25 protein-coding genes, 2 tRNA genes and 1 pseudogene are annotated in these 26,989 nt (G+C 42.6%); 16 read left to right on the top strand and 12 right to left on the bottom strand.

Annotated elements, in window-relative coordinates; translation table 11 throughout:
* Positions 1-86 precede the first annotated feature (86 nt).
* Positions 87-1,103, bottom strand: coding sequence for an AraC family transcriptional regulator (locus B9T38_RS16145; RefSeq protein ID WP_086197730.1), 1,017 nt, complete (start codon positions 1,101-1,103; stop codon positions 87-89).
* A 104-nt stretch (positions 1,104-1,207) separates the two neighbouring features.
* Between B9T38_RS16145 and B9T38_RS16140 the strand changes: the two genes are divergently transcribed.
* Entirely contained in the window at positions 1,208-1,804 is a 597-nt protein-coding gene (locus B9T38_RS16140) for a hypothetical protein (RefSeq protein ID WP_086197729.1), read from the top strand.
* A 376-nt stretch (positions 1,805-2,180) separates the two neighbouring features.
* Here B9T38_RS16140 and hisF read toward each other — a convergent pair whose 3' ends face one another.
* Positions 2,181-2,939, bottom strand: a complete 759-nt coding sequence (hisF, locus tag B9T38_RS16135) for an imidazole glycerol phosphate synthase subunit HisF (RefSeq protein ID WP_086174644.1) — start codon at positions 2,937-2,939, stop codon at positions 2,181-2,183.
* Positions 2,940-3,052: 113 nt separating this feature from the next.
* Here hisF and B9T38_RS16130 point away from each other — a divergent pair, with 113 nt between their 5' ends.
* The 3 genes and pseudogenes from B9T38_RS16130 to B9T38_RS16120 all read left to right on the top strand — a co-directional run bounded on the left by B9T38_RS16130 (position 3,053) and on the right by B9T38_RS16120 (position 5,066).
* Positions 3,053-4,003: a homoserine kinase gene (locus tag B9T38_RS16130; RefSeq protein ID WP_086197728.1), complete on the top strand. Its 951-nt coding sequence runs from the start codon at positions 3,053-3,055 to the stop codon at positions 4,001-4,003.
* Between the two features lie 14 nt (positions 4,004-4,017).
* The gene (locus tag B9T38_RS16125) at positions 4,018-4,641 is read left to right on the top strand and encodes a DUF1294 domain-containing protein (protein ID WP_086197727.1); all 624 of its coding nucleotides are present in this window, start codon (positions 4,018-4,020) and stop codon (positions 4,639-4,641) included.
* 32 nt (positions 4,642-4,673) lie between these two features.
* A pseudogene (locus B9T38_RS16120) lies at positions 4,674-5,066 on the top strand (DUF4870 family protein).
* A 308-nt stretch (positions 5,067-5,374) separates the two neighbouring features.
* Here the strand turns inward: B9T38_RS16120 and B9T38_RS16115 are convergent.
* Positions 5,375-5,734 (bottom strand): COG3415 family protein, encoded by a 360-nt coding sequence (locus B9T38_RS16115; protein WP_086197726.1) that lies wholly within the window; start codon positions 5,732-5,734, stop codon positions 5,375-5,377.
* Positions 5,735-5,830: 96 nt separating this feature from the next.
* Here B9T38_RS16115 and B9T38_RS16110 point away from each other — a divergent pair, with 96 nt between their 5' ends.
* The gene (locus tag B9T38_RS16110; RefSeq protein ID WP_086197725.1) at positions 5,831-7,162 is read left to right on the top strand and encodes an APC family permease; all 1,332 of its coding nucleotides are present in this window, start codon (positions 5,831-5,833) and stop codon (positions 7,160-7,162) included.
* Positions 7,163-7,209: 47 nt separating this feature from the next.
* Entirely contained in the window at positions 7,210-8,622 is a 1,413-nt protein-coding gene (locus B9T38_RS16105; RefSeq protein ID WP_086197724.1) for an NAD(P)/FAD-dependent oxidoreductase, read from the top strand.
* Between the two features lie 184 nt (positions 8,623-8,806).
* Here the strand turns inward: B9T38_RS16105 and B9T38_RS16100 are convergent, their stop codons facing one another.
* The 5 genes from B9T38_RS16100 to hisB all read right to left on the bottom strand — a co-directional run bounded on the left by B9T38_RS16100 (position 8,807) and on the right by hisB (position 12,581).
* Positions 8,807-9,709 carry a DMT family transporter gene (locus B9T38_RS16100; RefSeq protein ID WP_086197723.1) on the bottom strand — a complete coding sequence of 301 codons (903 nt, stop codon included), beginning with the start codon at positions 9,707-9,709 and terminating at the stop codon, positions 8,807-8,809.
* Between the two features lie 78 nt (positions 9,710-9,787).
* A complete protein-coding gene (gene hisA / locus B9T38_RS16095; RefSeq protein WP_086197722.1) occupies positions 9,788-10,519 on the bottom strand; it encodes a 1-(5-phosphoribosyl)-5-[(5-phosphoribosylamino)methylideneamino]imidazole-4-carboxamide isomerase in 732 nt (243 codons plus the stop codon).
* 67 nt (positions 10,520-10,586) lie between these two features.
* A complete protein-coding gene (locus B9T38_RS16090; protein WP_086197731.1) occupies positions 10,587-11,264 on the bottom strand; it encodes a 3'-5' exonuclease in 678 nt (225 codons plus the stop codon).
* 106 nt (positions 11,265-11,370) lie between these two features.
* Positions 11,371-11,988, bottom strand: coding sequence for an imidazole glycerol phosphate synthase subunit HisH (gene hisH, locus B9T38_RS16085; RefSeq protein WP_086197721.1), 618 nt, complete (start codon positions 11,986-11,988; stop codon positions 11,371-11,373).
* The gene (hisB, locus tag B9T38_RS16080) at positions 11,988-12,581 is read right to left on the bottom strand and encodes an imidazoleglycerol-phosphate dehydratase HisB (RefSeq protein WP_086197720.1); all 594 of its coding nucleotides are present in this window, start codon (positions 12,579-12,581) and stop codon (positions 11,988-11,990) included. Before hisB ends, hisH begins: the two co-directional genes overlap by 1 nt.
* Positions 12,582-12,668: 87 nt before the next feature.
* On the opposite strand from hisB, the gene B9T38_RS16075 reads away from it, so the two are divergent.
* The 6 genes from B9T38_RS16075 (at position 12,669) to B9T38_RS16050 (ending at position 16,387) form a co-directional block, all read left to right on the top strand.
* Complete coding sequence (locus tag B9T38_RS16075) at positions 12,669-13,046, top strand: acetyl-CoA sensor PanZ family protein (protein WP_086197719.1); 378 nt, start codon at positions 12,669-12,671, stop codon at positions 13,044-13,046.
* Between the two features lie 196 nt (positions 13,047-13,242).
* A tRNA-Phe gene (locus tag B9T38_RS16070) sits at positions 13,243-13,318 on the top strand.
* Positions 13,319-13,453: 135 nt separating this feature from the next.
* Positions 13,454-13,529: transfer RNA gene (locus B9T38_RS16065), tRNA-Phe, on the top strand.
* A 331-nt stretch (positions 13,530-13,860) separates the two neighbouring features.
* Positions 13,861-14,361, top strand: a complete 501-nt coding sequence (locus B9T38_RS16060) for a hypothetical protein (RefSeq protein WP_251992261.1) — start codon at positions 13,861-13,863, stop codon at positions 14,359-14,361.
* 490 nt (positions 14,362-14,851) lie between these two features.
* Positions 14,852-15,586, top strand: coding sequence for a class I SAM-dependent methyltransferase (locus B9T38_RS16055; RefSeq protein ID WP_086197717.1), 735 nt, complete (start codon positions 14,852-14,854; stop codon positions 15,584-15,586).
* A gap of 270 nt (positions 15,587-15,856) precedes the next feature.
* Positions 15,857-16,387, top strand: a complete 531-nt coding sequence (locus tag B9T38_RS16050; protein WP_213033061.1) for a hypothetical protein — start codon at positions 15,857-15,859, stop codon at positions 16,385-16,387.
* 97 nt (positions 16,388-16,484) lie between these two features.
* Here B9T38_RS16050 and B9T38_RS16045 read toward each other — a convergent pair whose 3' ends face one another.
* Positions 16,485-17,072, bottom strand: coding sequence for a hypothetical protein (locus B9T38_RS16045; RefSeq protein WP_086197716.1), 588 nt, complete (start codon positions 17,070-17,072; stop codon positions 16,485-16,487).
* A 398-nt stretch (positions 17,073-17,470) separates the two neighbouring features.
* Between B9T38_RS16045 and B9T38_RS16040 the strand changes: the two genes are divergently transcribed.
* From B9T38_RS16040 to B9T38_RS16030, 3 genes are all read left to right on the top strand, one after another.
* Positions 17,471-17,743: a hypothetical protein gene (locus tag B9T38_RS16040; RefSeq protein WP_086197715.1), complete on the top strand. Its 273-nt coding sequence runs from the start codon at positions 17,471-17,473 to the stop codon at positions 17,741-17,743.
* Between the two features lie 203 nt (positions 17,744-17,946).
* A complete protein-coding gene (gene tehB, locus B9T38_RS16035; RefSeq protein WP_086197714.1) occupies positions 17,947-18,816 on the top strand; it encodes an SAM-dependent methyltransferase TehB in 870 nt (289 codons plus the stop codon).
* A 234-nt stretch (positions 18,817-19,050) separates the two neighbouring features.
* Positions 19,051-20,601, top strand: a complete 1,551-nt coding sequence (locus B9T38_RS16030; RefSeq protein WP_086197713.1) for an SIR2 family protein — start codon at positions 19,051-19,053, stop codon at positions 20,599-20,601.
* A 32-nt stretch (positions 20,602-20,633) separates the two neighbouring features.
* Here the strand turns inward: B9T38_RS16030 and fadA are convergent, their stop codons facing one another.
* From fadA to B9T38_RS16015, 3 genes are all read right to left on the bottom strand, one after another.
* Positions 20,634-21,806, bottom strand: a complete 1,173-nt coding sequence (fadA, locus tag B9T38_RS16025) for an acetyl-CoA C-acyltransferase FadA (protein WP_086197712.1) — start codon at positions 21,804-21,806, stop codon at positions 20,634-20,636.
* Between the two features lie 12 nt (positions 21,807-21,818).
* Positions 21,819-23,972 carry a fatty acid oxidation complex subunit alpha FadB gene (gene fadB / locus B9T38_RS16020; protein WP_086197711.1) on the bottom strand — a complete coding sequence of 718 codons (2,154 nt, stop codon included), beginning with the start codon at positions 23,970-23,972 and terminating at the stop codon, positions 21,819-21,821.
* 439 nt (positions 23,973-24,411) lie between these two features.
* Positions 24,412-25,461 (bottom strand): AAA family ATPase, encoded by a 1,050-nt coding sequence (locus B9T38_RS16015; RefSeq protein ID WP_086197710.1) that lies wholly within the window; start codon positions 25,459-25,461, stop codon positions 24,412-24,414.
* A gap of 189 nt (positions 25,462-25,650) precedes the next feature.
* On the opposite strand from B9T38_RS16015, the gene uvrC reads away from it, so the two are divergent.
* On the top strand, positions 25,651-26,989 hold a 1,339-nt coding region (uvrC, locus tag B9T38_RS16010), incomplete at its 3' end, for an excinuclease ABC subunit UvrC (RefSeq protein WP_086197709.1).

Genomic DNA, 26,989 nt, shown 5'->3' with positions numbered 1-26,989 from the left:
GTAAAGCTCAGAAAGCTATCATTGAACAAAGAAATTTAAATCCTGTGCTTGACTCTTGTGGTTAAAAACAGGACATTTTAAATGGTTTATCGCATAGACATTTTAATTGGTGAATAACATCGCCATTGCTGCGGTGTCATGCCTGTCCATTTTTTAAAAGCACGCTGGAAGGCACTTTGTTCGGAATAACTCAGCAATAAGGCAATTTCTTGCAGGCTGAGATGCCGATCTTTTAAATATTGCTCTGCCAATAAATGTCGTACTTCTTGCATACGCTGCTGATAGGTGGTGCCTTGTTGTTGTAAATGGCGTTGCAATTGCCGTACCGACATACTGAGCTGCTTGGCAATCGGTTCGATTTGATACAGGTTTTTTTGCAGTCCGGTGAGAATAGCTTGTTGCAGACGTTCATCTAATTGGGTGGAATTCGGAAGTTTATCCAGGAGTGCCTGAGCTTGCTGCATCAGCAAATGTTGCAGGGTTTGGTCTCCTTGACGAAAAGGCTTGGCGAGCTCGGCAACTGGTAAAATAATTTGCGCCACAGGCTGAGAAAAATGGACTTTGCAATGGAAATACTGTTCGTATAACGCGACATTCTTGGGTGCCGGATGGGTAAAGTGAACCTCATGAATATGAATATCTTCAAATTCCATAGAATGTTTCAGGAACTGAAACATCACGGCAATTGCGATTTCATTGCTGACTTGAGTGGTCAGATGAAAAGGAACACTTCCCCAGCCAATGGCCAAATAATCCCCCAGCATGTCGGCTTGTAAGGGGCTGCCATCATAGATCAAACGATGCAGGTCATGATAACGATACAAAGCTTCACCTAAGGTATTACAGGACAGGGCAATATAGGCAATGATGCCGAGATGTTTGGGTTGTACATATTCGGCAATCTCTAAGCCGAGTGCAGGAATTTTTAAATGCTGATCTACATCGGTCAGTAATTCGCGCCAAAGACAAAAGTCAAAGCGTTCCAAGTTCTGAACTTGTTCAAGTTTTTCAGAAATGGCTAAGCCTTTGGCCTGGCTATAGGCATAAAGTAAATGCCCAAGTCCGCCATATACAGAGCCTGTGTAATCTTTAAACTGATGCATATTGATCTTTTTATTGTCGTAATTTGTCAATGAAGTTTTATTTTAAGGTCAATATTTAGCACATTTCATTGCCTATATTCAATACAGAATAGGGAGAAATGCTGATGTTGAAAGGTTTTATTGTTGGGTTAGTGGTCGCCAACGGCTTTGAATGGATCGCCCACAAATATATTTTGCATGGCACACATCGCAGTGGAAAGCCGCGTTATAGTCCGGTGCCAGACAGCATGAAATCACATTGGGAGCATCATCGTGAAGTCAGAAAAACGGCATTTCATGACCCTGGTTATGTCGAAGGTCTTGCCAATTGGCGCACTAAAAATGAAATTATTTCACTGACTGTGGTTGCGGGCGTTTTTGGCACGCTATTTTATCCGGTCTCTAAAGGTATGGCACTGTCTACGGTATATAGTGCCTGTAATTATTATTATATTCACCGCCGTGCCCATTTAGAGCCAGAGTGGGCCATGAAAAAAATTCCCTGGCATTATGATCATCATATGAATTCCAATCAGGATGCCAACTGGTGCGTGACCAAACCCTGGTTTGATTACATTTTGGGAACTCGGGTGATTTCAGCCCCAGAATTGCAGGAGAAAAATCCCTTAGGAATTCTGCTGCCCGGCATAGTTTCAAATCTGTTGAACGGTATAACCGAGCGTTATTTTCCGGCGAAATGGGTGGAAAAACAGGGTAATTAGTTATTTTTTTAGAATGAAGTGTAAGTTTTATCGATCAGGAAGATATTGCACGATAAAATAGCTAGAAGTCACGACTGCCGAGATCTTGTCGTAATTTGTCAATATTTTCGGTATTAATAGTCAATGTTTTTATTATTATTTGTTATATATTTGTTTTCGCAATCAGGCTGGCCCAGTTAAGTTGACGAGTCACTGTATATGTCATTTTACTGTTTTTCTTTTCAAGAAACCGCGCTGTAGTTTTCTTGGTTTATAGGGAGTCTTCAAGACTCCCTTTTTTTATCTGCACTTTTTATTCGGGTCTGATTTTAGAGCGGGTCTATAAATAAAAAAGAGTGGAAAGGACCACTCTTTTTAGATTAACTTGTGTCACTGCTTAGAGACGCATTTCAATCCCTTGTGCTGCTAGATATTGTTTTGCTTCCGGAATGGTGTATTGGCCAAAGTGGAAAATAGAAGCTGCAAGTACTGCATCTGCACCACCCTTAAGAATACCATCAGCCAAATGCTGCAAGTTACCCACGCCACCAGAAGCAATAGTTGGAATGGTGACACGGTCATTGATGTTACGCATTAAGGCCAGATCATAACCGGCTTTGGTGCCATCGGCATCCATAGAGGTAATTAAAAGTTCGCCCGCACCGTAATCGGCCATTTTGACTGCCCATTCAATCGCATCAATGCCGGTCGGTTTACGGCCACCATGGGTGAAAATTTCCCATTTATTGTCGCCGGTTTTTTTGGCATCAATCGCAACTACAATACATTGGGCACCAAAGCGTTGCGAAGCCTCTTGAACAAATTCCGGGTTAAATACCGCAGCCGAGTTAATGCTGACTTTATCGGCACCAGCATTCAGTAACAAGCGGATATCTTCCACCTTGCGTACACCACCGCCTACAGTTAAGGGAACAAACACGCTTTCTGCCATGCGTTCAACGGTACGGTAAGTGGTATCGCGACCACTTGAGGTTGCAGTAATGTCCAGGAAGGTAATTTCATCGGCACCTTGTTCATTATAACGGCGTGCTACTTCGACCGGATCGCCTGCATCACGAATATCAAGGAACTGTACGCCTTTCACCACTCGACCATTATCTACGTCAAGGCAAGGAATAATACGTTTAGCAAGCATAATTTTTTCCAAAAATAACAGCCGATTATGAAACTTCGCCACGAAGGTGCTACACCTTGGTAGTTGTAGCAGGTATTCTATCAAAATTATGTAAGTTTTTTTGCAGGTTTTCTATGTCGGTTTATACCACTTTGACTTTACAGGAAGTTCAGGCGTTTGCAGCACCTTATGGATTAGCGGTGCTGGAGCTGATTCCGATTCAAGGCGGGATTCAGAATACCAACTATTTTTTAGTCTGTGAAAATGCAAAGCAGTATGTGCTGACCGTATTTGAAGAGATGGATGAGCAGGGTGCAGCAGAACTGGTTCCGGTACTGGAGCATTTAGGTCAGCAAGGTTTAGCCGTGCCTGTACCGTTAAATTATGCAGGGCAGGCCATTCATCCTTTAAAAAATAAGCCTGCGCAGATAGCCCCACGCATGATGGGCAAGCATCCCATGCCAGCAACTTTGGAACAGGCACAGGCCATTGCTGTGGCACAGGCGAAAATCCATGTGGCTCTACAGGATTTTCCGTTGGAACGGGCCGAATATCGTAACCACAATTACTGGCTGCAAGTGGCGAAAGAATTAAAACCGACTCTAAATCCTGCCGATTCTATTCTGCTCAGTGAAGTGCTGGGGCTTTATGACGCACTCACTGCCGTCTATCCAAACCGTCCCAAAGGCTTTATTCATTCCGATTTGTTTCGTGACAATACCTTGTTTGAAGGCAATGAATTGAAAGGAATCCTGGATTTTTACGAATTAAATAAAGACGAATTCCTGTTTGATATTGCTATTACTTTAAATGACTTCTGCACCGAATATCCCGAGGTGCATTTAAATGAAGCGAAAGCCCACGCTTTTTTAGAAGCTTATGAAACGGTGCGTCCTCTGACTCAGGATGAAAAATCCTGTCTGGAAATTTATCTGGCCATGGCGGCAGCACGGTTTTGGCTGATGCGTTTACAAGTCGCACAAAAAAATGCACAACAAGGACGTACAGGAGATGATATTCTTCAGAAAAATCCTTTGGAAATGCGTAATATGCTGGTAGAACGACTAAAATTTGTGACGGCTTGATATAGGATATAAAAATGCGTGATCAGGGGCGATTGGTCGAATGGTTTGATGAAAAAGGCTATGGTTTTATTCAGCCTAATGATGCCTCGAAAGATCGCGTGTTTCTACACATTAAGGATTTTGCCCGTCAAGGACCCCGTCCGATTGTGGGTTGTGCGCTTGAATATACGGTATTGCTGGATGGAGATGGGCGTTATCGTGCCCAGCAGGTGACTTATCTTAAAGCGTCACAAACTAAAAAAAATGTGAGCAAGCCAAAGCTCTCCAAGCAACCGGCACAAAAATTAAAACCGATGCAAATTGCCTGTATCGGTTATATTTTGGCTCTGGCCGTGTTTACCATAGCGGGTTTATTAAGTGGCATGGTGCTGTTATTTATTAGCATCATTAATGCCATCACTTACTGGATGTACGCTCAAGATAAAGAAGCTGCCTTGCAAGGTAATCGCCGCGTACCCGAGCAAACCCTGCATCTGCTATCTTTTCTGGGAGGCTGGCCTACGGCATGGCTGGCTCAGGAAAAGCTGCGTCATAAAACACAAAAACAACCCTTTAGAAAGATTTATTTTTGTACTATAGCCTTAAACATACTTTTGATTTTATGGCTGATTTCTCCTTTTAATGTGCTGAAATTTTAAAAGGGGGGAACGATTACTTAAAAGGTATAATAATGAATTATTCTATCGATCAAGATCCCAATCGTACCCTGACTTTAATTCTTTATATCCTGTATATCATTGCCATTTTTACGGGAGGCTTATTGGCCGTTGTTGCCCTGATCATTAACTATATAAAGCGCAATGATGTACGGGGCTCCATTTTTGAAAGTCATTTTAGCTGGCAAATCCGGACCTTCTGATGGTATCTGTTTTGGAACCTGATTGCCTTTATTCCTTTTATTTTCCTGTTTTTTACCGGTGAAAACATGGATGCATTTACTGGGGTTGCCTTAGGCGCAAGTGCATTTTGTTTGCTGGTGATTGGCATTTCTTGGATCTGGATTGTCTATCGTGCTATTCGCGGTATTATCTGTTTGAATGACAATCAGCCTATGTATCAATAACAACAGATCTAAAAAATGAAGGTGGCAATAGCCACCTTTTTTATGCGCTATAATGAATCATCTGTTTAAACAGATGCATTAATTTAATTCTTTTGTAAAAAATCAGTTTACCTTTTTAATTTTTATAGCATACTTTTTTAGTTAATTTACTTTACTTTTTTAATATTTAAAATTTACTTTTTTATTTTAATAGATTTACTTTTTTAATATTTATAGTTTACATTTTTAATAAAATAACTTTACATTAATGTACAGTTATTTATATAAATTTAATTTATTTTTTATTTTAATTTAGAATGGTTTTAGGCTTAAGAATAAAATCGACCGCGACGGCGGCGTAGTCCTAAAACATGAATTGCGCGCACCAAAACCGCATACGAAACTGCGTAGCCAAAACGTTGCTCAAATAATATTACAAGGTCGCTAATATTCTTAAATTTTGTATTTTTTACAAATACTTGAAATTCATCCCAGTCTTTAATATGACTCGGTGCACCGCGGTTTTTTGCCGGTTTTGGCAGTAAGTCTCCAGTTTCTTCTTCCAGCTTGATCCATGCATCCAGCGTCACACGAGAAATGTTGAATTCTTTGCATACTGCAACTTTGTAATCAGTTTTTTTATACATTTGAATGGCTGCTTTTCGAGTTTCTAAACTGTACTTTGGCATTTACTCGTACCAAGATTAAATATTTATTTTTTATTATATGGCATAGTCGTTGCAAATGAACAAATAACTCAAATAAATAATGTTCAGGTGACAGCTATGGAGAAAACACAAGTCTCTTTCAAAAAAATGTCGTTATGGCAAGTCGTCATCCTTGGTGTGGCCTATATGACCCCAATGGTGGTGTTTGATACTTTCGGTATTGTGTCCGGAATCACCGATGGCCGGGTACCCTTGGCTTATATTTTTGCTTTGGTGGCGATGCTGCTGACTGCATTTAGCTATGCACGCTTTAGCCGGCAAACTGAAAAACCCGGTTCTGCCTATACCTACACCGCAGAATCTTGTGGAGCCAAAGCTGGCTTCTTTGTGGGCTGGTGTTCCTTGCTCGACTACATCTTGCTGCCTTTAGTGAATGCACTGTTGGCCGGGATTTATCTGGAAGCGGTTATTCCCAGCATACCTTACTGGATGTGGGTCACGCTGTTCGCAGGCCTGGTCACACTCATTAACTGTTTCCGCATTAATTTTCTTGCCAATCTCAGTCTGGTCTTTGTGATCGCACCTTTATTGCTGATGGTGCTATTCATATATCTGGTGATTCGCGGTGTAGGTGAGGGACAAGGGTATGAGCACGTGTTGACTCTTGCACCGTTATTTAATGGTGACAGCTCCATCCTGCCCTTGATTGCAGGGGCATCCATCCTGTGCTTTTCATTCCTGGGCTTTGATGCGGTGACCACCATGTCGCATGAAACTCGAGATCCGAAACGAACCATTCCACGTGCGGTGATGCTCACTACACTGGTAGGCGGTATCATTTTCCTGACCGCATCCTGGTTTATTCAACTCTATTTTCCAAGCAATGTCCGTTTTAACAACCCGGATGAAGCCTTGCCTGAAATCGTACTTTATGTCGGCGGAGCACTGTTCCAGTCGGTATTTTTGTGTGCACAAATTATGAATACCTTTGCTTCAGGTCTGGCAACCCATGCCAGTGCATCCCGTCTGATTCATATTATGGGTAAAGATGGTATTTTTCATAGAGAAACTTTTGGGCAAGTTCACAGCAAATTAGGTACACCGCTTTATGCAGTACTCTTGGTTGGTTTGATTTCCCTGACGGCCATCGCCCTTGACCTGGCAACTGTGGTGAGCATGATTAGCTTCGGGGCTTTGATTGCCTTTACCGCAGTCAATTTTTCAGTTTTCGTCAAATTTTATGTCCGTGACCAGCAACGCCACGGGATGAAAAATATCTTTTTGAACCTGATTTTACCATTTATTTCGGTCGGCGTGATCATGTGTTTATGGTTCAACCTGGAGCGTTCCGCACTGTTGTTTGGTTGTAGCTGGCTGTCTGTCGGGATTGTGATCTTCCTGTACAAAAAACTGAAAAAGCAAAACATTGTGATTGGCAACGCCTACTAACAGATTGCCGCAAATTTTGAAATGAATTGAAGATGGGAAGAGTGAACATGAATATACAAAAGCCAGTATTTTTAAATGACGTAGAATTTAAAGCCAGCATAAACCAGCAAAGTGGCAAGGAATGGAACTGGATTAATCCAAAGCATGATGCATTTGAGCATCCTGCGAATTACTATGAAAGTTCACTGGAACAATGGCACCAGTTTGATACCTTGAGTGCCGATATTGAATGTGATGTGGTGGTGATTGGCGGCGGCTTGCTGGGTGCTTCGACGGCTTTACATCTGTCTGAGCAGGGGGTGGAGACGGTTCTGGTCGAGAAAAACCGGATTGGTAGTGCGGCTTCTGGAAGAAATGGCGGGCAATTGACTCCTGGTTTGGCACGTTGGGAAGCGGTAGAAATGATTGAACATTTCAGTTATGTAGATGCCAAAAAACTCTGGCACTTTACCTCAACCGAAGCGATGTCCTTAATTGATTCGATTGCAGACCAATACAATCTAGACTTGCAGCGTAAACGTGGACATATCACCGCTGCCGTACATGAAGGGCATCTGGTCGGTTTAACTCAAGGTGCCGATGCACGCAAGTTTTTGGGTGAGGCCCATACTCAAGTAGTGGGCAAGCATGAGCTGAAAGAACACATTGCCTCTGACAATTATTGTGGTGGTTTGCTGGATGCTCTGGGTGGACATATTCATCCCCTGGCTTTAAACCGCGGTCTCATTTATGGTTTCTGTCAAAATGGCGGCAAAGTCTATGAGCAAACTGAAGTCACTGTAGTAGAAGAACGGGAAGATGGTATTTATGTGACCACCACCAGTGGCGTGATTAAAGCCCGTAAAAGTGTGGTGATGGGGGTGCATCATGCCTCCTTTAAGTTGCTGCAAAAGAATAATCAGACCACGATTCCGTTCTATACCTATGTCTGTACTACAGCTCCATTAGAAGTTGATTTAAAAGAATTATTACCAACAGATGCACCTGTCTATGATACGCAATTCCAGATCGACTATTACCGTGGTGTATCGCAAAACCGCTTGCTGTTTGGTGGGGAGGGGACAGGTTCATGCTGGAATCCTGAAAAAACCCATCAGTATTTATTGGGCCGGATTCAACATGTGTTTCCGCAATTAAAAAGTGTCGAGCTGGATTTTGTCTGGAGTGGAACCACTGACCTGACCATGAATGGCGCGGCAGATAGCCGTAAGTTTGGCAACAAATTCCCCATCTATGCCGTACAGGGCTGGAGCGGTCATGGCGTGGCGCAAACGGTACGTATCGGTAAGGCGATTGCTGATGATTTCTGTGGCAAAGCGGATGACTTTAATATGCTGACCTGTATTCATCATCAGGACATTCTGTTTGGTCGTGCACTGGCACCCGTGGTCATTCCGGTAGCAAAAAGCGCCTATGGACTGGGTGCGTTGATTAATCCGGGGAAGATGGTGTCATTTTAAATATCTCTTTCCTTCCACAAAAACCGATAATGATTCTTCCTCTCCCTGTGGGAGAGGATTGAGGAGAGAGCAACATGTTTAGTGAAAAATTCGAATTTCTCGTGCTCTTGAAATTAATCTCTCCTAACCGCTCCTGGAAGATGAGGAATTTTCTTTAGAGAAATATTCAGCAGAAAGAGATCTTTTAAGGATTCACTTCTTTATTTTTCTTCAAAAACTTCGGTTTCCATTCACTGACAATGACCCCTAAAACCACCAACACCCCACCAAGGATGGCCAGTAAGGGCAAACGCTCCCCCGCAATACGACCAATTAAAGCTGCCCAAACTGGCTCACCTGAATAGATAATGGCAGCCTGCGCAGGGTCGACTGCACGTTGTGCCCAGTTCATCACCAGTTGAATGGCGGCACTGGCAAAACCTAAGCCAGTTAAAATGATCACCAGCGGCCAGGAAAAAACTGGATTCCAGCTTTCACCAGCCAAAGGCATCATGCAAAAAGCAAAAATCGAGGCAAAGCCGAGTTGAATCACGGTGACACGGCGGACATTGACTTTACCGGCAAAAAATCCGATCAGAATAATTTCCATCGCAATAGCGACTGAACCCAAGAGGGTAATGATCTGACCAAAGCTCAGCTGGATTGCACCAAACCCATTTCCGGTTAAAAAGACCAGACCTAAAAAGGCCAGCACTGTGCCACACCAGGTCATGAATTGCGGTGTTTTACGGAACAATAGCCATAAAAGAATCGGCACCAGAGGTACATACAGCGCGGTTAAAAAAGCCGATTCACTGCTGCTGATGCTTTGCAGTCCAATGGTTTGCGTGCCATAACCCAGCGCAATCACCAGACCAATGACAGCCCCTGCGGCAATTTCTTTCAGTTGGATTGCAGTTAAATCCTTCCAGGAAAACAGGCTGACAAACAGCATGGCCGCAGCAAAACGGCAGCCGACAAAAAACATCGGGCTGGCAAAGTTTAAGCCATATTGCACGGTAATAAACGAGCCACCCCAAATCAGGGTAATTAAAATTAAGGCAAGTTGCGGTGCTTTGGCTTTCAGGCAAGAGGGAAAATAGGACATGCTTACACAGGAAGTGATTTTTAAAAATATCAGAAATAAAAAAGAGGTCCGAAGACCTCTTGGAGATACATCACGTAATTAAAGTGATTGTTCATCTAACAATAATTGAGCTTCACGAAGGTTCAGTGTGCCTTCGTAAATGGCGCGACCGGTAATGGCACCTAAAATGCCCGGCTGGCCTTTCAAGTTACGGACATCATCCAGATTGGTCACACCACCAGAGGCAATCACAGGAAGACCTGAATAAGTCGCCAAGTTAACAGTTTGCTCGATGTTTACACCCTGCATCATACCGTCACGTGCAATGTCGGTATAGACAATGCTTGATACGCCAGCATCAGCAAAACGTTTTGCAAGGTCAGTCGCTTTTACATCTGTGACATTGGCCCAGCCATCGGTTGCCACCATGCCATTCATGGCATCGATACCGACAATGATGTGGCCGGCAAATTTCTTGCATGCTTCTTCCACAAACTCAGGATTTTGAACTGCTTTGGTCCCGATAATCACAAAAGACACACCGGCATCCAGATAATGTTCAATGGTTTCCAGTGAACGGATACCACCACCAATTTGAATTGGCAGCTCTGGTTGTGCTTTGGCAATGGCTTCAACCACAGGTTTATGAATCGGCGTACCTGCGAAAGCGCCGTTTAAATCCACCAGATGCAAGCGACGTGCGCCTTCATTGACCCAATGCTGTGCAGTTGCAACCGGATCGTCAGAGAATACGGTATCGTCTTCCATACGGCCTTGTTTTAAACGGACACATTTGCCATCTTTCAGGTCAATTGCAGGGATGATCAGCATGCTTTCGCTCCTTGCCCAATCTTATTGAATTCATTGTGTTCCATCTTAGCAAAGTATTGGCAAATCTCTAAGCATGAGTTGCAGCTTTTATTTTGTTGGGGCGAATGCGTAACTTTAATGTGGTATTGGGAATATGTTTGGGCAGCAAGCCTAAGCGCAGTAATTCTTCAAACACTAAAACCGGGGCATAGGCATCGGCAGCCGCATAGTCAATCTGCTGTGGTGTCAGTGTTTTACGTGCCCAGTTCGAGGTGCTGATTTTTTTACTTTTGGGAAAGTTCACCTGAAATAGAAGTGCCATGGCATTTTTCAGTCCCATTGGATTGGTAAAGCCAAAAGCAGAAAAGCATTTCGACAGTTCAATCACACTGTTTAGTTCAATACCTTTTTTACGGAATAGATGGGCATCATTTTTTAAGCCAAAGCCGACTTTAATCTGGTCACGGCTGGCAAAAATCGGCTTTAAAAATTCCCAAATTTCATCATTCATTTGGAACAGATAGGCTTTGTCTAAGGTCGCCAATTGAATCAGATGTGGGCCCGTAGAAACTTCACCGACTCTAAATGTGGGCTTGGATTCAGAATCGAACCCAAATACTGCACAGTGTGTTAATTCTGCTTCCAAAGCATGACATTGTTCCAGGTTGTTAATTACCTGAATCTGTTGTATCGGAAGGTTTTTAAATAGAGGGAAGGCCTGAATCTGTTCTTTGCTGGGCAGGGTTTGAAGTAGGGGCTCTTCCATAATCATCAATAGCTAACTGGTCTGAAATCAGCTTAATGGTTTTTCCGAGTTTAGGCAAAATTAAAGCCCACCGAAGTGAGCTTTTTAAAAATTGATTGGAAGAGCCTTAGATATCCCATTCCACAAAGTTTTTCAGTAACTGCAAACCGGCAGTATGACTCTTTTCCGGATGGAACTGGGTGGCGAACAGGTTTTCTTTATGCAGCGCCGTACAGAACTCTAAACCATAGTCACAAGTGGCTGCCACAATGCTCTTGTCTTCAGGTTCAACATAGAAACTATGCACGAAATAGAAACGCGCATCCTGTTCAATGTCTTTCCACATTGGATGGCTTGGGTCTGCCTGATGCACTTGGTTCCAGCCCATGTGTGGCACTTTTAAACCGGCCATATCCGGGAAACGCTTTACTTCACCGGCAAAAATGCCCAGCGCATCTGAACCGCCATTTTCTTCCGAGTGTTGCATTAAGGCTTGCATGCCGACACAGATCGCCAGCACAGGCTTATTGAACACGGCATTGCGTACCACTTCATCAATACCTGCTTCATGCATGCCTTGCATACAGTCACGCATGGCACCTACACCCGGGAAGACGATTTTATCGGCCTGGGCAATCAGTTTGGGATCATTGGTAACATCTACAGTTGCGCCGACATGTTCCAGGGCTTTGGCTGCAGAGTGTAAATTTCCCATACCATAGTCAAGAAGGGCAATACGGGTCATTACAAAGTACCTTTGGTTGAAGCAACAGTATTTTCTGCACGTGGATCGACTTCACAGGCCATACGGAGTGCGCGGGCAAATGCTTTAAATACGCTTTCGATCTGGTGATGGCTGTTTTTGCCTTTCAGGTTATCAATGTGCAACGTCATTAACGCGTGATTCACAAAACCTTGAAAAAATTCAGAGAATAGATCAACATCAAAGCTGCCAATACGTGCGCGAGTGAATGGAATATCCATCCACAAGCCCGGACGACCGGATAAATCAACCACAACACGGCTTAAAGATTCATCCAGTGGGGCATAGAAGTGACCATAACGACGTAGGCCTTTTTTATCACCCAAAGCTTGGGCAAATGCCTGACCTAGAGTGATACCACAGTCTTCTACGGTGTGATGGTCATCAATTTCCAGGTCACCATCACAATGAATATCAATGTCAAATAAGCCGTGTCGCTTGATTTGATCAATCATATGATCTAAAAATGGAACACCTGTGTTGAGAGTGCCTTGACCTGTACCATCAAGATTCACACGAACTCGGATTTTGGTTTCGTTAGTGTTTCTTACCACTTCACTGATACGTTGCGTCATAGACACGTTCCTCAAAAACGATGATGTAAAATGTTTTTTCGCGATGACGAAATTATCGCATATTAGATTGCTCAGGAGGGTTAATCAATGCCTATTACCGTACATGCTTATACTTCACTAGAAAATGACGAAGTGCGCAGCCAGCTTGAGCGACTGTATGACACCAGCCCAGAATTTGGGGATGGGCAGGATGCCATGGAACAACTAGAGCAAAACTTGGCTCAGTATACCTTAGTTTACACAGCAGAATTTAATACTAAACTGATTGGGGCAATTTGGTGTACCGGGCAGGGGGAAAGTCGTACGCTGGAAAATATTGTGGTCCATCCAGCTAACCGTGGACGCGGGGTCGCAGAACGACTGGTCAGTGAAGTGTGCCGGATGGAAGAAGAAAAAGGCGTGAAGAGGTTTGAACCAGGCTGTGGAGCCATTCATCGCTGTCTGGCACATCTGGAAAAAATTTAAGCCTGAACAAAAATAAAAAAGCAGCCATGGTGCTGTTTTTTTATGCCTGAAAATAATGCTGGCTTAGATGATCCATTGAGTTTTAAATAAAAAATAGGCAAATAAACATCAATTTGCCTTAAAAGTAAGCACTTGCTTGAAAAAGCTAAAAACCTGCTTGACTGAAAAACACTTAAACTGTTTAATACGCGACATCGGCGTGATAGCTCAGTAGGTAGAGCAACGGATTGAAAATCCGTGTGTCCCCAGTTCGATCCTGGGTCTCGCCACCATATTTAAAATCTATTTTAAGATTTCAATCCCTGATCCCATCAGGGATTTTTTTTGGGTAAAAAATATTCGATTAAATAAAAATGTCATGAATTATATTGACTATTGATAACAGATACGGCTTAATACACCGCATCGGCGTGATAGCTCAGTAGGTAGAGCAACGGATTGAAAATCCGTGTGTCCCCAGTTCGATCCTGGGTCTCGCCACCATATTCAAAAAACCTCAAACACTGTTTGAGGTTTTTTTTTCGCCTCTGGGTTGGTCATAGAGAATCATAATTGCATGCAAAGTGCATTAAAACACCAAGAAAAATTGCATACCCATAATAGATTTAAGAAAGTGAAAAAGACCGTTTATCCGAGTCAAGGTGAGCCAAAACGGATTTTCAGGTAGGCTATAAAACGTATACGGTTGCAGTGAAAAAAATTTTTCTTGCATGGTGTAAAACTGCATTGTCCTGAAATTACGTTGCGAGGCAAGTTTATGAAATTTATAAAAATATATCCTTTGCTGCTGATATTGGGCTGTCCATGGAGCATGATGGTCCACGCGGATGACGCGGTGACCTTACCCACCCTGCACGTACTGGCCGAGCCAGAGTTACGTACAGAAACCGGAATTGTGCCGTATCAGAATGATGAAAAAAATCTCCGTGCTTTACAGCATCAAGTTATTCGTAATTCACGTGAAGCACAAAACTTTATGATCGACAGCCATGTGGTTGCCAATCTGGAAATTCAGCCCTTACAAGCACAACCTGACCTCAATTCTTTATCGCCCTTTCTACAACAGTATGTATTGAGTATTGCTCAGGGTTTACAGTCGAGTGATCCTACGCAAGGCTTGTATATTATGTTGCAACCCTTTGGTATAAACCGTAGCAACAGTATGCAGCATATTGATCGTAGCAATAGCAACAGTATGCAGCTCATCGATCGTGATATGCATATACAGCTCGACCTGAAAAATGTCAGCATTGGTACGATTGAACATTCTATAAATAATTTTTCTGTACCTGAGCTACCGATACCGAAAAAGTAATCATTTTTCTTGTTTGACATTGTCATTGCTCGCGGTTTTTTGCTTATGGCATCAAAGTAAAACAACTGGAGACTAAGCAATAAAAAGCTACACGCTCCCCATATGCATTTTTTATCGCTATTCGTCACGCCCTGTGAAGCTGACCGAAGCGGAGATCACTTTAATTTTTCTTTTGAAAAAATCCTTAGCTTTGCCAGCTAAGCCTATATTTGCCGCCGCGAGAAAGTGGCAAATGCCTGCGCGGTTGAAAATAGGGGCTGTTTTCAGCCTGTGAGCTAGTCATGTTCTTCAGAGATCATTACTCCATTATTATATGCTTAGCCAGTCGGGAACCGCCGGGTCAGTTTTAATCCTGCCCAGAGCTGGAAATTGGGTTCATACGATGTTAAATATTATCAATTGAATGATCAGTGGGTGCTCATTGCCCAGACCAGTTTTAGAATTGATCAGGTGATTGATTCAATTTATAAATATTTTTGAGCATCGTTAAATGAAAGATCTTTTTTCCAGCAATAGTGTGCGTTATAAACAGGCTCGGCCTAGTTATTCTGTTCAAATTGTCAAAGAAATTTTAAAGCATGTACCTGAACGAACTTTTGCCTGGGATTGTGGTGCCGGTTCGGGGCAGTTTACCCAGCTTCTGACACCGTATTTCGAGCATGTGGTAGCAACTGATATTAGCGCAGCACAATTACAGCAGGCCCCTTATTTTGAAAATGTCAGCTATCAGCTACAGGCGGCAGAGCAGACCACGATTCCGGAGCACTCCGTCGATTTGGTGACGGTGGCACAAGCGATTCACTGGTTTGACTTTGAGGCATTTTATAAAGAAGTGAAACGGGTGCTTAAAGCTCAAGGGGTGCTGGCGGTTATTGGCTATGGTCTCATTCAGGTTCAGGATGCAGCAATCAATGCCTTGGTTCAGCAGCTGTATGCTGAAACTTTAAAAGATGATTGGGATCGTGAACGCCGTTATATTGATGAGCTGTATCAAAGTATTCCGTTTCCTTTTTATGAACAGGCGGTTCCAGAGCTGCGCCTGGAATATCAATGGACTCCGCAGCAACTGACCAGTTATTTAAACACCTGGTCGGCGCTCAAGCATTATCACGACCACAACACGGATGACCCGCTGCAGCCGATTTCAGTGGCTTTGCAAGCGGGACCAGAATACTTAGATGTAACATTTCCTGTACTTCTGCGCGTCGGAATGCGAGAAAAATAACGATTATGACGGAATTTTTATGCCAGCAGGGCAGCCTAAGCAGGAGAAGATAAAAATCTGATTTATAGAAACATGGTTCAGCACAGCGCTTTTTATAGATGCAGGTCTGATGTTTTTTCAGTAGGTGAAATGAACCGGTTTTTTAACGAAAGTTAGAATGTCTTGCAAGACCACTGGTCCGGGGCAAGTGGCTGAAAGGCGTATAAACTATACAATTATAGCTGTCGACGGTTGTTTATTTACTTCAATTCATTGTTGAGTAGAACTGCCATGAAGCTGCTAAAAAATTTATCCTGCGCAATTGTCATGATTGCTGCAAGCTTTTCTATTTCCTCTGCTTTTGCCGATATAATGGATACTACCGGATTAATCCCCTTAACAGACTCCAAGTTAAGCGCTGAAACCACGCGCGTTATTGAATATCGTGAAGATCCTCAAAGAGAGCGAGTTTTGCAGCATAGAATTATGCAGATCCAGCTAGATACGCAAAACTTTGTGGTTGATCCCACTATGTTGATGACCATCGATTTAGTTCCTGAAGCACCTATGCCAGACATCAACAGCTTGCCATGGGTATTGCAGCAATATGTTCTGGCCATTGCCCGCGGTTTGCAGTCACCTGATCCACGAGAAGGTCTGTATATTATTTTTGCGCCTTTTGGGATAGACCGTAGAGCAGTCAATGTACAAATCGCTCGAGAGCAACTTTCCTTGGGTATTCTGGAAAATACCTCACAAAATGACATCATCAGACAGCTGCAACAACAGCGAACCAATACACCGAATAATGCTATTCGCTAGTTGGGCAGTATGTGGATCACCATATTTTTCACGCTAACTAAAAAAAGGATGCTCATGAATGGCATCCTTTTTTTACGGTTAAAATGCGCGATGCAGATTAAGCCGCAGATTTTTTAAACCAAGAGAAGAAGCCTTTTTTCTTGGCTTTGACTTCAGTTTTAGCAGCATCTGCTTTTTCAGCAACGCTTTCTTTTACTTCAGCTGTTTTTTCTACAGTTGTATCTTTTGCAGCGACAGTTTTAGCAGCAGTGGCATCTGTTACTTGGACAGTTTTAGCAACAGTTGCGTCTTTCGCTTCCACTGCTTTTGCTACAGTTTTAGCTACAGCAGCATCTTTAGCGGCTTCTGTTTTGTGAGTAGCAGTTTGAGTGGCAACGACAGCTTTTTCTTTTGCTGCTACGGTTTTAGCAACAGCTTTTTCATTTGCAGCTACAGTTTTAGCTACGGCTGCATTTTTGGCAGCGACAGTTTTATGTGCAGCAGTTTTGGTTTTAACTTCCGCTTTTTCTTTTGTTGTGGCAGCTGCTGCTTTAACAGTGCTTGCGGTCTGAATGGTGTCTGCTTTTACTTGTGCTTTTAATGCGGCAACCTTGGCAGCTGGCGTAGTTTCTACAGCAGTAGCAGCCATAGCAGAGGTTGTACCTGCAACTAAAGCAATGGCGATGGTAGTTTTAATCATATTCATGGGAATTACTCAATCGTGAGAATTAAGAGGTTTTTTGTACTGGTTATATTAACGCTAGGGAGATTCATTTTTTAAAATGGAACACGGTAGCTGGGCCTAATTGTGTGAATATTCAACCAAAATTACAGATAGATAACATGATGTTGCAGGTGAGTTACATTACTCTTAAGTTTTTAGTTGGGTCCGGGTTAAATTAAAGAGAAATGGATATTTTTGATGAGTACATGATTTGTTTTTCTTGAGTTTTGCCCGGCAAAGCGATTATGCCGTTGAATATCTGAGTTTCATCTTTTTTAAACATGACAGTTTTGCAATAAGACTGTCATTTGTTATTCAAATTCGGTTGCTAGATTAAAACTGTTGCAAAGGTCACACTATAAAATCTAGGCAGGTGAGTCATGAAAACCCTACACGTTTTTGATGATATTCAGCATGTATACAGTGAATTTGTTGAAAATAAAAAATATCCGAAACTGGAAAGCCTGAACAATTGGGGTAAAAACCGTTTTTTCTTCAATCAATACTTTAAAATGATTGAAGACTGGCATCATACCGAGCAGATTGTGATTCAATTCAATCAGCAGTATTACAGTCTGGACACCGGTAGCGCCCCTGACTTTATGGACCAAGAAAAATATATGGAATGGTTGCGCGAACAACTGCTGCATTAAAAAATATTTATCTCGCTTTTTAAAGTTTTCCAAAAAACTGTCCGTATCGGGCAGTTTTTTGTTTTTCTATAGGGTTTTTAGTTTGCCTGAATGGCATGTCATTAGCTTATTTCAATCTGCTGTGGAACGGGCTATGCTAAAAACATAGATCATCAACTGATTAATTTTAGCCCAACCACCGATGCTTTGGAGCGCAGTCTTTTATGCAACAGCTTATATGCTATAAAGAACTTCCTGTCTGGACACAGCAGAGTATCCCACAAGGGTTTAAAAACCAGCACAATACCAAAGCCGGCACCTGGGCAAAACTAACCGTATTCAAGGGTGAACTGCATTTTGCCATGCTGGAGGAATCGGGAGCCGTAAAGTCCGAGCACGTCTTTAGCCCAGAGCAGCAGCCTCCGTTTATTGAACCGCAGGCGTGGCATAAAATTGTTTCTGCCAGTGATGACATTGAATGTCAGCTACGGTTTTACTGTCTGCCACAGGATTATTTCACTAAAAAATATCAGCTTTCACCCACGCACTCGGAAATTCTAGCTGCTACGCCGTATTTACAAGGTGGCCGTGCCCTCGATGTTGGCTGCGGGCAGGGGCGTAATACGCTGTATTTAAGTCAGCATGGTTTTGAGGTGGATGCTTGGGATGTCAATGAAAACAGCCTGCAAAAGTTAAGGCAGATTATTCAGAGTGAGCAGATTGATAATATTCAGGTGCAACAGCGTGATTTAAATGCAGACCCCAGTATTACCGGCCGTTATGACTTTATTTGCTGTACTGTGGTGATGATGTTTTTACAGGCCCAAACGGTTAGACCTTTGATTGCGCAGATGCAACAAGCGACCCAAGTGAATGGTTTTAACCTGATTGTCTGTGCGATGGATACGGACGACCTTCCGGCACAAGCTGATTTTCCATTTGCCTTTAAGCAAGGGGAGTTAAGTGCGCTTTATGAGGGCTGGAACATTGTGAAATACAATGAAAATGTTGGTGAGTTGCATCGGGTAGATGCACAGGGAAACCGCATTAAACAGCATTTTGCGACATTGTTGGCGCAGAAGATTTCACAATAATTTTTGAAAATTTATTGATTTCACAATGGAAATTCCCTCTCCTTTTTAAGGAGAGGGCTAGGGAGAGGATTTTATTAAAAACGCCCCCTCATCCTAACCTTCTCCCAAAGGGAGAAGGAACATCCAGTATGTATTTCAATACCTACTAAAGTTTGCTTTTAGATAAGTGGAATTTTAAATATTGTAAGTTTAATATGGCTATTTTGTTGAATTTTATAATATTTAGAGGGTGATGTGGGTATAACTGAAAGTTTGAAAGAAATAATTAAAGCTAGTCCAACAGCCCCATTTTTGTTTATAGGTTCGGGGTTTTCACGACGCTATCTCGGTTTAGAGGATTGGGAGGGATTATTAACTAGATTTGGTAATAATTTACAATCCGGATTTGTTAAGTATGCCAGTGAAAGTAATGATAACTTAGCATTAGCTGCTCAAAATATGGCTAGAGCGTACTCTGATTATTGGTGGGGATTACCTGAAGCTAAAGCAGTCAGTAGTTCGCCAGATTGGTATAAGCATTTAACTGCACCACTAAGATATGATATATGTGAATATTTAAGAAAAATTCCTTTGGAAAATAAAAAATTAGAAGAAGAATTAGAAACACTAATTTCTGAAAAAACTATTATTGATGGAGTTATAACAACTAATTGGGACTTGTTGTTAGAAAGTTTATTTCCAACATATAAAGTATATATTGGGCAGAGTAATTTACTGTTTTCGAATCCGCAAAAAATTGCAGAGATTTATAAAATTCATGGATGTAGTTCTGATCCGAAGTCTTTAGTATTAACTAAAGATGATTATGATGAGTTTAAAAATAAAAACTCCTATCTAGCATCAAAACTTTTATCAATATTTTTAGAGCATCCAGTATTTTTTATTGGTTACTCATTAAATGATGAAAATATTGCATCTATTTTAGGCTCAATTTCGGAAATAATGACAACTGATGAGCAGAGAGAAAAAATTGCCAAAAACTTGATATTCGTAAATCGTTCTAAGGGAGCAGAAGATTCAATTTCGGAAACTCATTTGAGATTCTTAGATAATAAAAATATACCTATAACACAAGTAAAAACTGATAATTTTTCAAAAGTATATTTAGCTTTTCAAGGAAAAGAGCGAAAGATTCCAGCTCATATATTACGAATTTTTAGAGAGCAATTTTATGAAATTGTTCAAGGTGAGTCGCCTGAAAAGAAATTGTATTGCCCGACAGATATTGAGGACATTATTAAGTCAGGTGGTGATGTGGAATTTGTGGCTGGTTTTGGTGTTGCCCAAAATAGTTATTTAGGTAAAGTTGGAATTAAAAAAATTGATTTGGAAATGGTACTAGGAGACTTATTATTTGATGATTTAAGTATTGATCCTAACGATATGATTTCATGTTTATCAAGTCTAAGTTATGAGACAACGTATTTACCAATTCAAAAATATTTATCGAAAATAGACTTAAATAAACATGATTTAGGCGAAAATTTAACTAAATTTTCAAAAAGAGATGTGAAATTTTTTAAAGGAAAGGTTTCTAAGTCTTATCAAAAAAGCTTTAAAAATAATAAATTTGAATCAATAAGTCATATTTTGGAAACTGACTATGCTGATACAGGAAAGGTAAACTATTTATGCTTATTTGTAATAGAAAACTCTAATTTAGCTAATATTTTAGAATTGAAGGATTATATAGTAAGTAAATTTGAAGACTTTAAAGAGAAAACAGAGTTTAAAAACTTAATTTGTATTTATGATTTACTTAAGTATAAAAAAACCCCGCAATAAGCGGGGTTTTTTTTGATCGAAGTATTTAAATCTTAAACACGTTCGATAATCGTTGCGATACCTTGACCAAGACCAATACACATGGTCGCAAGACCGATTTGCGTATCTTGTTGTTCCATCACGTTCAACAATGTTGTTGTGATACGCGCACCAGAACAACCCAATGGGTGACCAAGAGCGATTGCACCACCGTTCAAGTTCACACGATCTTGCTGGTCATAAATGCCTAAGCCTTTAAGAACTGACAAACCTTGAGCAGCAAACGCTTCGTTTAATTCAATTGTTTGAATGTCAGCAATCGACAAGCCAGCACGTTTAAGCGCTTTTTGCGTAGCTGGAACCGGACCATAACCCATGATCGCAGCGTCACAGCCTGCAACCGCCATAGAGCGAATCACAGCACGTGGCTTAAGACCTAAAGCTTGAGCACGTTCAGCAGACATCAACAACATTGCAGATGCACCGTCAGACAAAGCAGATGATGTTGCAGCAGTCACTGTACCGCCTTTCGGGTCAAATGCTGGACGTAAAGCCTTGAATGCTTCAAGGTTAGCATCTGGACGAATCACTTCGTCGATGTCGCACAGTATTTTGAAACCGTTCTGGTCGTGACCTTCAACACCAATAATTTCGTTTTTGAAACGACCTTCTTGTGTTGCAGCCCAAGCGCGGCGGTGAGATTCAACACCAAATGCATCCTGTTCTTCACGAGTAATGCCGTTCATGCGACCCAACATTTCAGCGGTTAAGCCCATCATGTTAGACGCTTTTGCATAATGTTTAGATGCTTCTGGGTTGATGTCGATGCCGTGCATCATGCCAACGTGGCCCATGTGCTCTACACCACCGATGATGAAGATATCACCCTGGTTGGTTGCAATTTGTGCCGCTGCAGCATGGATTGCCTGCATTGAAGAACCACAAAGACGGTTAATGGTTTGACCTGCAACAGTTTTAGGCAAGTCAGCCAATAAACCAATGTTACGGGCAATGTTCATGCCTTGTTCAAGCGTCTGGTTGACACAGCCCCAGATCAGGTCTTCAACTTCGTTGACATCAAACTGGTTACGGGCAACCAAAGCACGAACCAATTCAGCAGACAAGCTGTCAGCACGTACATTGCGGAACATACCGTTTTTGGATTTACCCATTGCTGAACGTACACCATCAACGATGACAACGTCACGCGGATTTAAAGTAGCCATTCACGTTGCTCCTTAACCGTAGAATTTTTTGTTGTTAGCAGCCATGTCACGCAACATTTGTGGCGCTTCATAAGCCTTACCTAAGTGAGCGTATTTGTCGCAAAGTGCAACGTATTCAGCAACACCTGTTTGGTCGATGTAACGGCATGGACCACCGCGGAATGGAGGGAAACCTACACCCATGATCATCGCCATATCTGCTTCAGATGCAGTAGCTACAATGTTGTCTTCTAGGCAACGAACCGTTTCGTTACAGAAAGTCAGCATCATACGGTCAATGATTTCCTGAGCATCGAATTCACGTTTTTCAGCAGTTGCCACAGATGCAACCAGCTCGTAAGCGGTTGGATCAACTACTTTGGCTTTTTTGCCTTTACGGTCTAATTCATATTTGTAGAAACCCACGTCGTTCTTTTGACCCAAACGTTTTGCTTCGTACATGGTTTGAATCGAACCTTTGAAGTCCGGTTTCATACGATCAGGGAAGCCTTCAGCCATGACTTCTGCACCGTGAACGCCTGTGTCGATACCGACAACGTCCATCAGGTAAGCAGGACCCATCGGCCAGCCGAATTTTTCCATCACTTTATCGATTTGCTGGAAGTCTGCACCATCTTTAAGCAGAAGGTCGAACGCACCGAAGTAAGGGAACAATACGCGGTTCACTAGGAAGCCCGGGCAGTCATTCACCACGATTGGTGTTTTACCCATTTTCTGAGCAAGAACCACAGTCGTTGCAATCGCTTCAGCTGAAGTTTTCTCACCACGGATGACTTCTACAAGTGGCATCATGTGCACCGGGTTGAAGAAGTGCATACCCACGAAGTTTTCAGGACGTTGCAGGTTTTCAGCCAGACGGGTGATTGAAATCGTAGAAGTATTTGACGCAATGATCGTGTTTTCACGAACATTTTTCTCAGTTTCAGCCAGTACGATACCCTTCACTTTAGGGTTTTCTGTTACCGCTTCAATCACGATATCCACTTCTTTAAACTCTTCGTAGCTTAAAGTTGGACGGATACGAGCAAGGGTTTCACCCATTTGCGCAGGTTTCATTTTCTTGCGTTCAACTTGTTTTGTTAACAAGCCATTCGCTTCTTTCATACCCAGTGCAAGTTGTGGATTACCAATGTCTTTCATGATGATTGGTGTGCCTTTGCTTGCCGCTTGGTAAGCAATACCACCGCCCATAATACCCGCGCCAAGTACAGCAGCCTGGTTTACAGGATGAGCACCTTTCTCATATTTTTTAGAGGTTTTCTTCACCACCTGGTCGTTGATGAATAGACCGATCAACGCACCAGCTTGTGGAGTCACAGCTGCTTTGGCAAAACCTTCAGCTTCTACTTTTAAAGCTTCGTTACGTGGAAGGCTTGCACCTGCTTGTAATGAGTCAAGAAGAAGTTTAGGTGCAGGGTATTGAGCAGGATTTGCTTTTGCAAGTACCGCACCTTTCGCCGTATTGAACGCCATCATTTGTTCAAGCGGGTTCAATTTAATTGGGTCTAATTTTTCTTGGCGTTTTGCTTTCCAGTCTACACGGCCAGCAAGTGCTTGTTTAACCAGGTCAATCGCAGCGTCAGTAAGTTTGTCAGCAGCCACAACCGCATCAACAGCACCATCTTTAAGGGCAGCAGCAGGTTTTTTAGGCGCAGCCATTGCCATCCATTCAACCGCATTGTCGATACCAATAACACGGCTTAAACGAACAGTACCACCGAAACCAGGGTAGATGCCCAGTTTGATTTCTGGAAGGCCGACTTGAGCAGCTTCTGACATGACACGGTAGTCACAGACCAGGCACATTTCAAAGCCGCCACCCAATGCCATACCATTGATTGCAGCAACTTTAGGAATCTCTAGATCTTCAAATGCATTGAAGATGTCGTGAACAGGCAAAGCCCAATCCACAATCGCTTGTTCGCCTTGAGCGAAGTTTTCACCAAATTCAGTGATGTCTGCGCCAACGATAAATGTTGATTTACCTGAAGTAACAACTAAACCTTTAATGGTGCTATCTGCTTTTACAGCGTCAATGGCAGCTTTAAAATCTTCAATCGTTGCACGGTTAAATTTGTTGACCGACTCACCTTGTAAGTCAAAGCGGAATTCTGCAATTCCGTCCGAAAGCATTTGGACGGTAATGGCATTGCCAGCGTGGATCATGCCTGATCTCCTTTATTTTGGAGGACTTCTAAGTTGATGTTGTGAAGCATGTACGCCTTTTTTCCTGCGTACATTTATGCTTCGCCAATCTTACGATAACTATATCCAAAAAGAACATAACAAGTTGTATCAAGCCGTGACGCTAGGGTCATCAATTTTTTTCAACAAATCCTGAGGCTTGGCAACCCTATTTTTACTGTAACTGTTAAAAATGTAATGAACTTTTTGTTTAGATTAAGATTTTCTAATAATGTCGTGCTTATTTATAGCGGGTACAAGTGTGCTATTTCAAGTTTTTTATGGCCTTGTTTTGGTCAAAATAGTCAATCGATCCCAATTTTAAGCGCAGCGGAGGGAGCTTGGAACTGAAGTAAAAGTGACATATTTGTAGTCAAATACCTGTTTGAGTATTTGACTACAAGCATGAGGATAACAAGGATTATTCGGGCTGAATGATCAATTGCCCATCTGCATAGCTTAAAGTGAGCTGTGTTTTTTCCGGATAATTTAAAAAATACACCGCCAGAATCGGTTCCAGTTCAGTGCGCATTTTGCGGGCCAAATGGCGTGCACCAAAACGGATATCATGATCTTTATAAAAGTATGCTTTGGCGGCTTCGGTCAAAACCACCTGACGTTTTTGATGCTGCAGGCGCTGATTCAGTTTTTGCAGTTCAATGTCCACCAGTTTCGGCAGGGCATCATCCTGTACCGCTTGGTAATGTAAAGTGCGATCAATGCGGTTGAGAAATTCTGGATCGAATTTCTTAAACATCACTTTTTCAATAATGGTTTGGGTCGGTATTTTTTTCAGACATAGATTCTGCATTTTTTTCGGTAAGAAATTCAGTTTATCCAGATATTGCTGTGCTGCCTGTGCCCCGACATTACTGGTCATAAAAATCATACAGTTACGAAAGTCGATGGTTTTGGTGCCTGAAGTGAGGGTCAGCTTTCCGGTATCCAGTACATTCATTAAACCGCGAATGACTTCTGTGGAGGCTTTCTCCAGCTCATCAAACAGCACAATCCCCGGGCGGGTATGACTGCCTGCAATGGCGGTTTCATCAAACAGGCTATGACCTTCTTTGGAGCCGACATAGCCCGGAGGTGCACCAGTAATGGCTGCCGCATAGTGTTCTTGTGCCAGAGTGTTCATATCGATGCGGCAAAAGGCATCAGGACGGCCGTAAATTGCTTCGGCAATCAGGCGTACCGTTTCAGTTTTACCGACACCGGTCGGGCCGAGCATCAAGGTCACGGACAAGGGACGCTCGGGACTGGAAAAATCAGCTTTGACCACGTGCAGCATTTTTTCAATTTCTTGCAGGGCAGCATCCTGTCCAATAATGCGCTGCTTCAAGAGCTGCATGACTTCAAGCGGTTCAAAATGAAAACGCGGCTTGCCAATCAGTTTATCTTTCTCAGATGTGCTATGCGTTGCAGTGTCTGGTTTGACAATATGCATGGCGTGATTGGGAGTCGTCATTCAGTTTGATCCAAATTGTTCAGATGGCCTGAGCATAGCAAAATACGCGCAATTTACTTATAGCTTTTAGCAATCAGGTGATTGCTGGAACTTTGTATGATCGCGATAAAAACAGGCGATTCGCTTGAAAATGGCATGAAAACCATCACATCATGTAGCAAAGTTTATGCAATTTAAATCAGGCTGAATGTGAACGAAAACGCACGAGAACATATTGAAAAGATTCTGGCCCATATGACCACTTTACCGGGCGTGTACCGTATGTTGGGTCAGGATGGCGAACTGCTGTATGTCGGCAAGGCCAAAAATCTGAAAAACCGTGTGTCCAGCTATTTTGTCAAAACCATCGAACATCCGAAAACGCAGGCTTTGGTGGCGCGTATTTATGATATTGAAACGCTGGTAGTTCGCTCGGAAACCGAAGCTTTATTGCTGGAACAAAACCTGATCAAGCTGCATCGTCCGCCATATAACATTATGCTGCGCGATGACAAATCCTATGTCTATATTTTTGTGTCCAGTGACAAGCCTTATCCGCGTATTGCGGCCGGTCGCGGCAAGGGTAAACATCAGCTCGGCAAGTTTTTTGGACCGTATCCGAGTGCCTATAATGCCCGGGATACCCTAGTGGTGCTGCAAAAACTGTTTAATGTACGGCAGTGTGAAAACAGCTATTTCTCCCAGCGTAAACGTCCGTGTTTGCAGTACCAGATTAAACGCTGTAGCGCGCCCTGTGTCGGTTTAATTAGCCCTGAAGAATATAAAAATGATGTAGACAACTCGATTCGCTTTTTACAGGGTGATACCAAAGAATTGAATCAGGAATTGATTCAGAAAATGGAAGAAGCCGCTGAAAAGCTCGAATTTGAAAAAGCGGTATTTTATCGTGATCGTATGGCACTGCTGCGCGATGTGCAATCGCAACAGGCGATTTATAAACTCAAAGGTGAAGCCGATATTCTGGCGATTGCCTATCATGCCGGAGTGACCTGTGTGCAGATCATGCATGTGCGCAATGGTAAAATGCTGGGTGGTAAAAGCTATTTCCCGGATATGCTGGGTGATGATCTGGGGCAAATGCTCTCCGACTTCATGGCGAACTTCTATTTTCAGGTGGCCGATGAAGTTCCTGCCGAGCTGATTATCAATGTCGAGCTTCCGGACCGCAAAGAGCTGGAACAGGCCTTGCAACAGGAATTCGGCAAGAAAGTCCAGATTAAGCACAATGTTCGTGAAACCCGGGCCGAATGGCTGGAACTGGCCAATATGAATGTGCAGCACGCCATTAAAGGCCAGCTGGCCAATCATTTTGAACTGAATGAACGCTTTCATCAGCTGGAACAGGTGGTGGGACGTCCGATTGACCGGATTGAATGTTTTGATATCTCACATACCATGGGCGAAGCCACCATTGCTTCCTGTGTGGTGTTTGATTCGGGCGGTGCACGAAAACGCGATTACCGTCAGTTTGCCATTGATGATATTACCGGCGGTGGTGACTATGCGGCCCTACGTCAGGCCCTGACCC

The sequence above is a fragment of the Acinetobacter sp. ANC 4218 genome, from assembly GCF_002135245.1.
Lineage (GTDB): Bacteria > Pseudomonadota > Gammaproteobacteria > Pseudomonadales > Moraxellaceae > Acinetobacter.
Note: the sequence above shows the minus strand (reverse complement) of the source record. Positions and strands in the feature narration are given on the sequence as shown.

Excerpts from the sequence above, each read along its gene's own strand:
- B9T38_RS16130 (WP_086197728.1), top strand. The coding sequence starts at position 3,053 with ATGTCGGTTTATACCACTTTGACTTTACAGGAAGTTCAGGCGTTTGCA.
- B9T38_RS16075 (WP_086197719.1), top strand. The coding sequence starts at position 12,669 with ATGCCTATTACCGTACATGCTTATACTTCACTAGAAAATGACGAAGTG.
- B9T38_RS16060 (WP_251992261.1), top strand. The coding sequence starts at position 13,861 with ATGGTCCACGCGGATGACGCGGTGACCTTACCCACCCTGCACGTACTG.
- hisH (WP_086197721.1), bottom strand. The coding sequence starts at position 11,988 with ATGACCCGTATTGCCCTTCTTGACTATGGTATGGGAAATTTACACTCT.
- B9T38_RS16100 (WP_086197723.1), bottom strand. The coding sequence starts at position 9,709 with ATGTCCTATTTTCCCTCTTGCCTGAAAGCCAAAGCACCGCAACTTGCC.
- B9T38_RS16140 (WP_086197729.1), top strand. The coding sequence starts at position 1,208 with ATGTTGAAAGGTTTTATTGTTGGGTTAGTGGTCGCCAACGGCTTTGAA.
- B9T38_RS16050 (WP_213033061.1), top strand. The coding sequence starts at position 15,857 with ATGAAGCTGCTAAAAAATTTATCCTGCGCAATTGTCATGATTGCTGCA.
- tehB (WP_086197714.1), top strand. The coding sequence starts at position 17,947 with ATGCAACAGCTTATATGCTATAAAGAACTTCCTGTCTGGACACAGCAG.
- B9T38_RS16105 (WP_086197724.1), top strand. The coding sequence starts at position 7,210 with ATGAATATACAAAAGCCAGTATTTTTAAATGACGTAGAATTTAAAGCC.
- B9T38_RS16045 (WP_086197716.1), bottom strand. The coding sequence starts at position 17,072 with ATGAATATGATTAAAACTACCATCGCCATTGCTTTAGTTGCAGGTACA.
- fadB (WP_086197711.1), bottom strand. The coding sequence starts at position 23,972 with ATGATCCACGCTGGCAATGCCATTACCGTCCAAATGCTTTCGGACGGA.
- B9T38_RS16055 (WP_086197717.1), top strand. The coding sequence starts at position 14,852 with ATGAAAGATCTTTTTTCCAGCAATAGTGTGCGTTATAAACAGGCTCGG.
- B9T38_RS16115 (WP_086197726.1), bottom strand. The coding sequence starts at position 5,734 with ATGCCAAAGTACAGTTTAGAAACTCGAAAAGCAGCCATTCAAATGTAT.
- hisA (WP_086197722.1), bottom strand. The coding sequence starts at position 10,519 with ATGCTGATCATCCCTGCAATTGACCTGAAAGATGGCAAATGTGTCCGT.
- B9T38_RS16090 (WP_086197731.1), bottom strand. The coding sequence starts at position 11,264 with ATGGAAGAGCCCCTACTTCAAACCCTGCCCAGCAAAGAACAGATTCAG.
- hisB (WP_086197720.1), bottom strand. The coding sequence starts at position 12,581 with ATGACGCAACGTATCAGTGAAGTGGTAAGAAACACTAACGAAACCAAA.
- B9T38_RS16125 (WP_086197727.1), top strand. The coding sequence starts at position 4,018 with ATGCGTGATCAGGGGCGATTGGTCGAATGGTTTGATGAAAAAGGCTAT.
- hisF (WP_086174644.1), bottom strand. The coding sequence starts at position 2,939 with ATGCTTGCTAAACGTATTATTCCTTGCCTTGACGTAGATAATGGTCGA.
- B9T38_RS16040 (WP_086197715.1), top strand. The coding sequence starts at position 17,471 with ATGAAAACCCTACACGTTTTTGATGATATTCAGCATGTATACAGTGAA.
- B9T38_RS16110 (WP_086197725.1), top strand. The coding sequence starts at position 5,831 with ATGGAGAAAACACAAGTCTCTTTCAAAAAAATGTCGTTATGGCAAGTC.
- B9T38_RS16145 (WP_086197730.1), bottom strand. The coding sequence starts at position 1,103 with ATGCATCAGTTTAAAGATTACACAGGCTCTGTATATGGCGGACTTGGG.
- fadA (WP_086197712.1), bottom strand. The coding sequence starts at position 21,806 with ATGGCTACTTTAAATCCGCGTGACGTTGTCATCGTTGATGGTGTACGT.
- B9T38_RS16015 (WP_086197710.1), bottom strand. The coding sequence starts at position 25,461 with ATGACGACTCCCAATCACGCCATGCATATTGTCAAACCAGACACTGCA.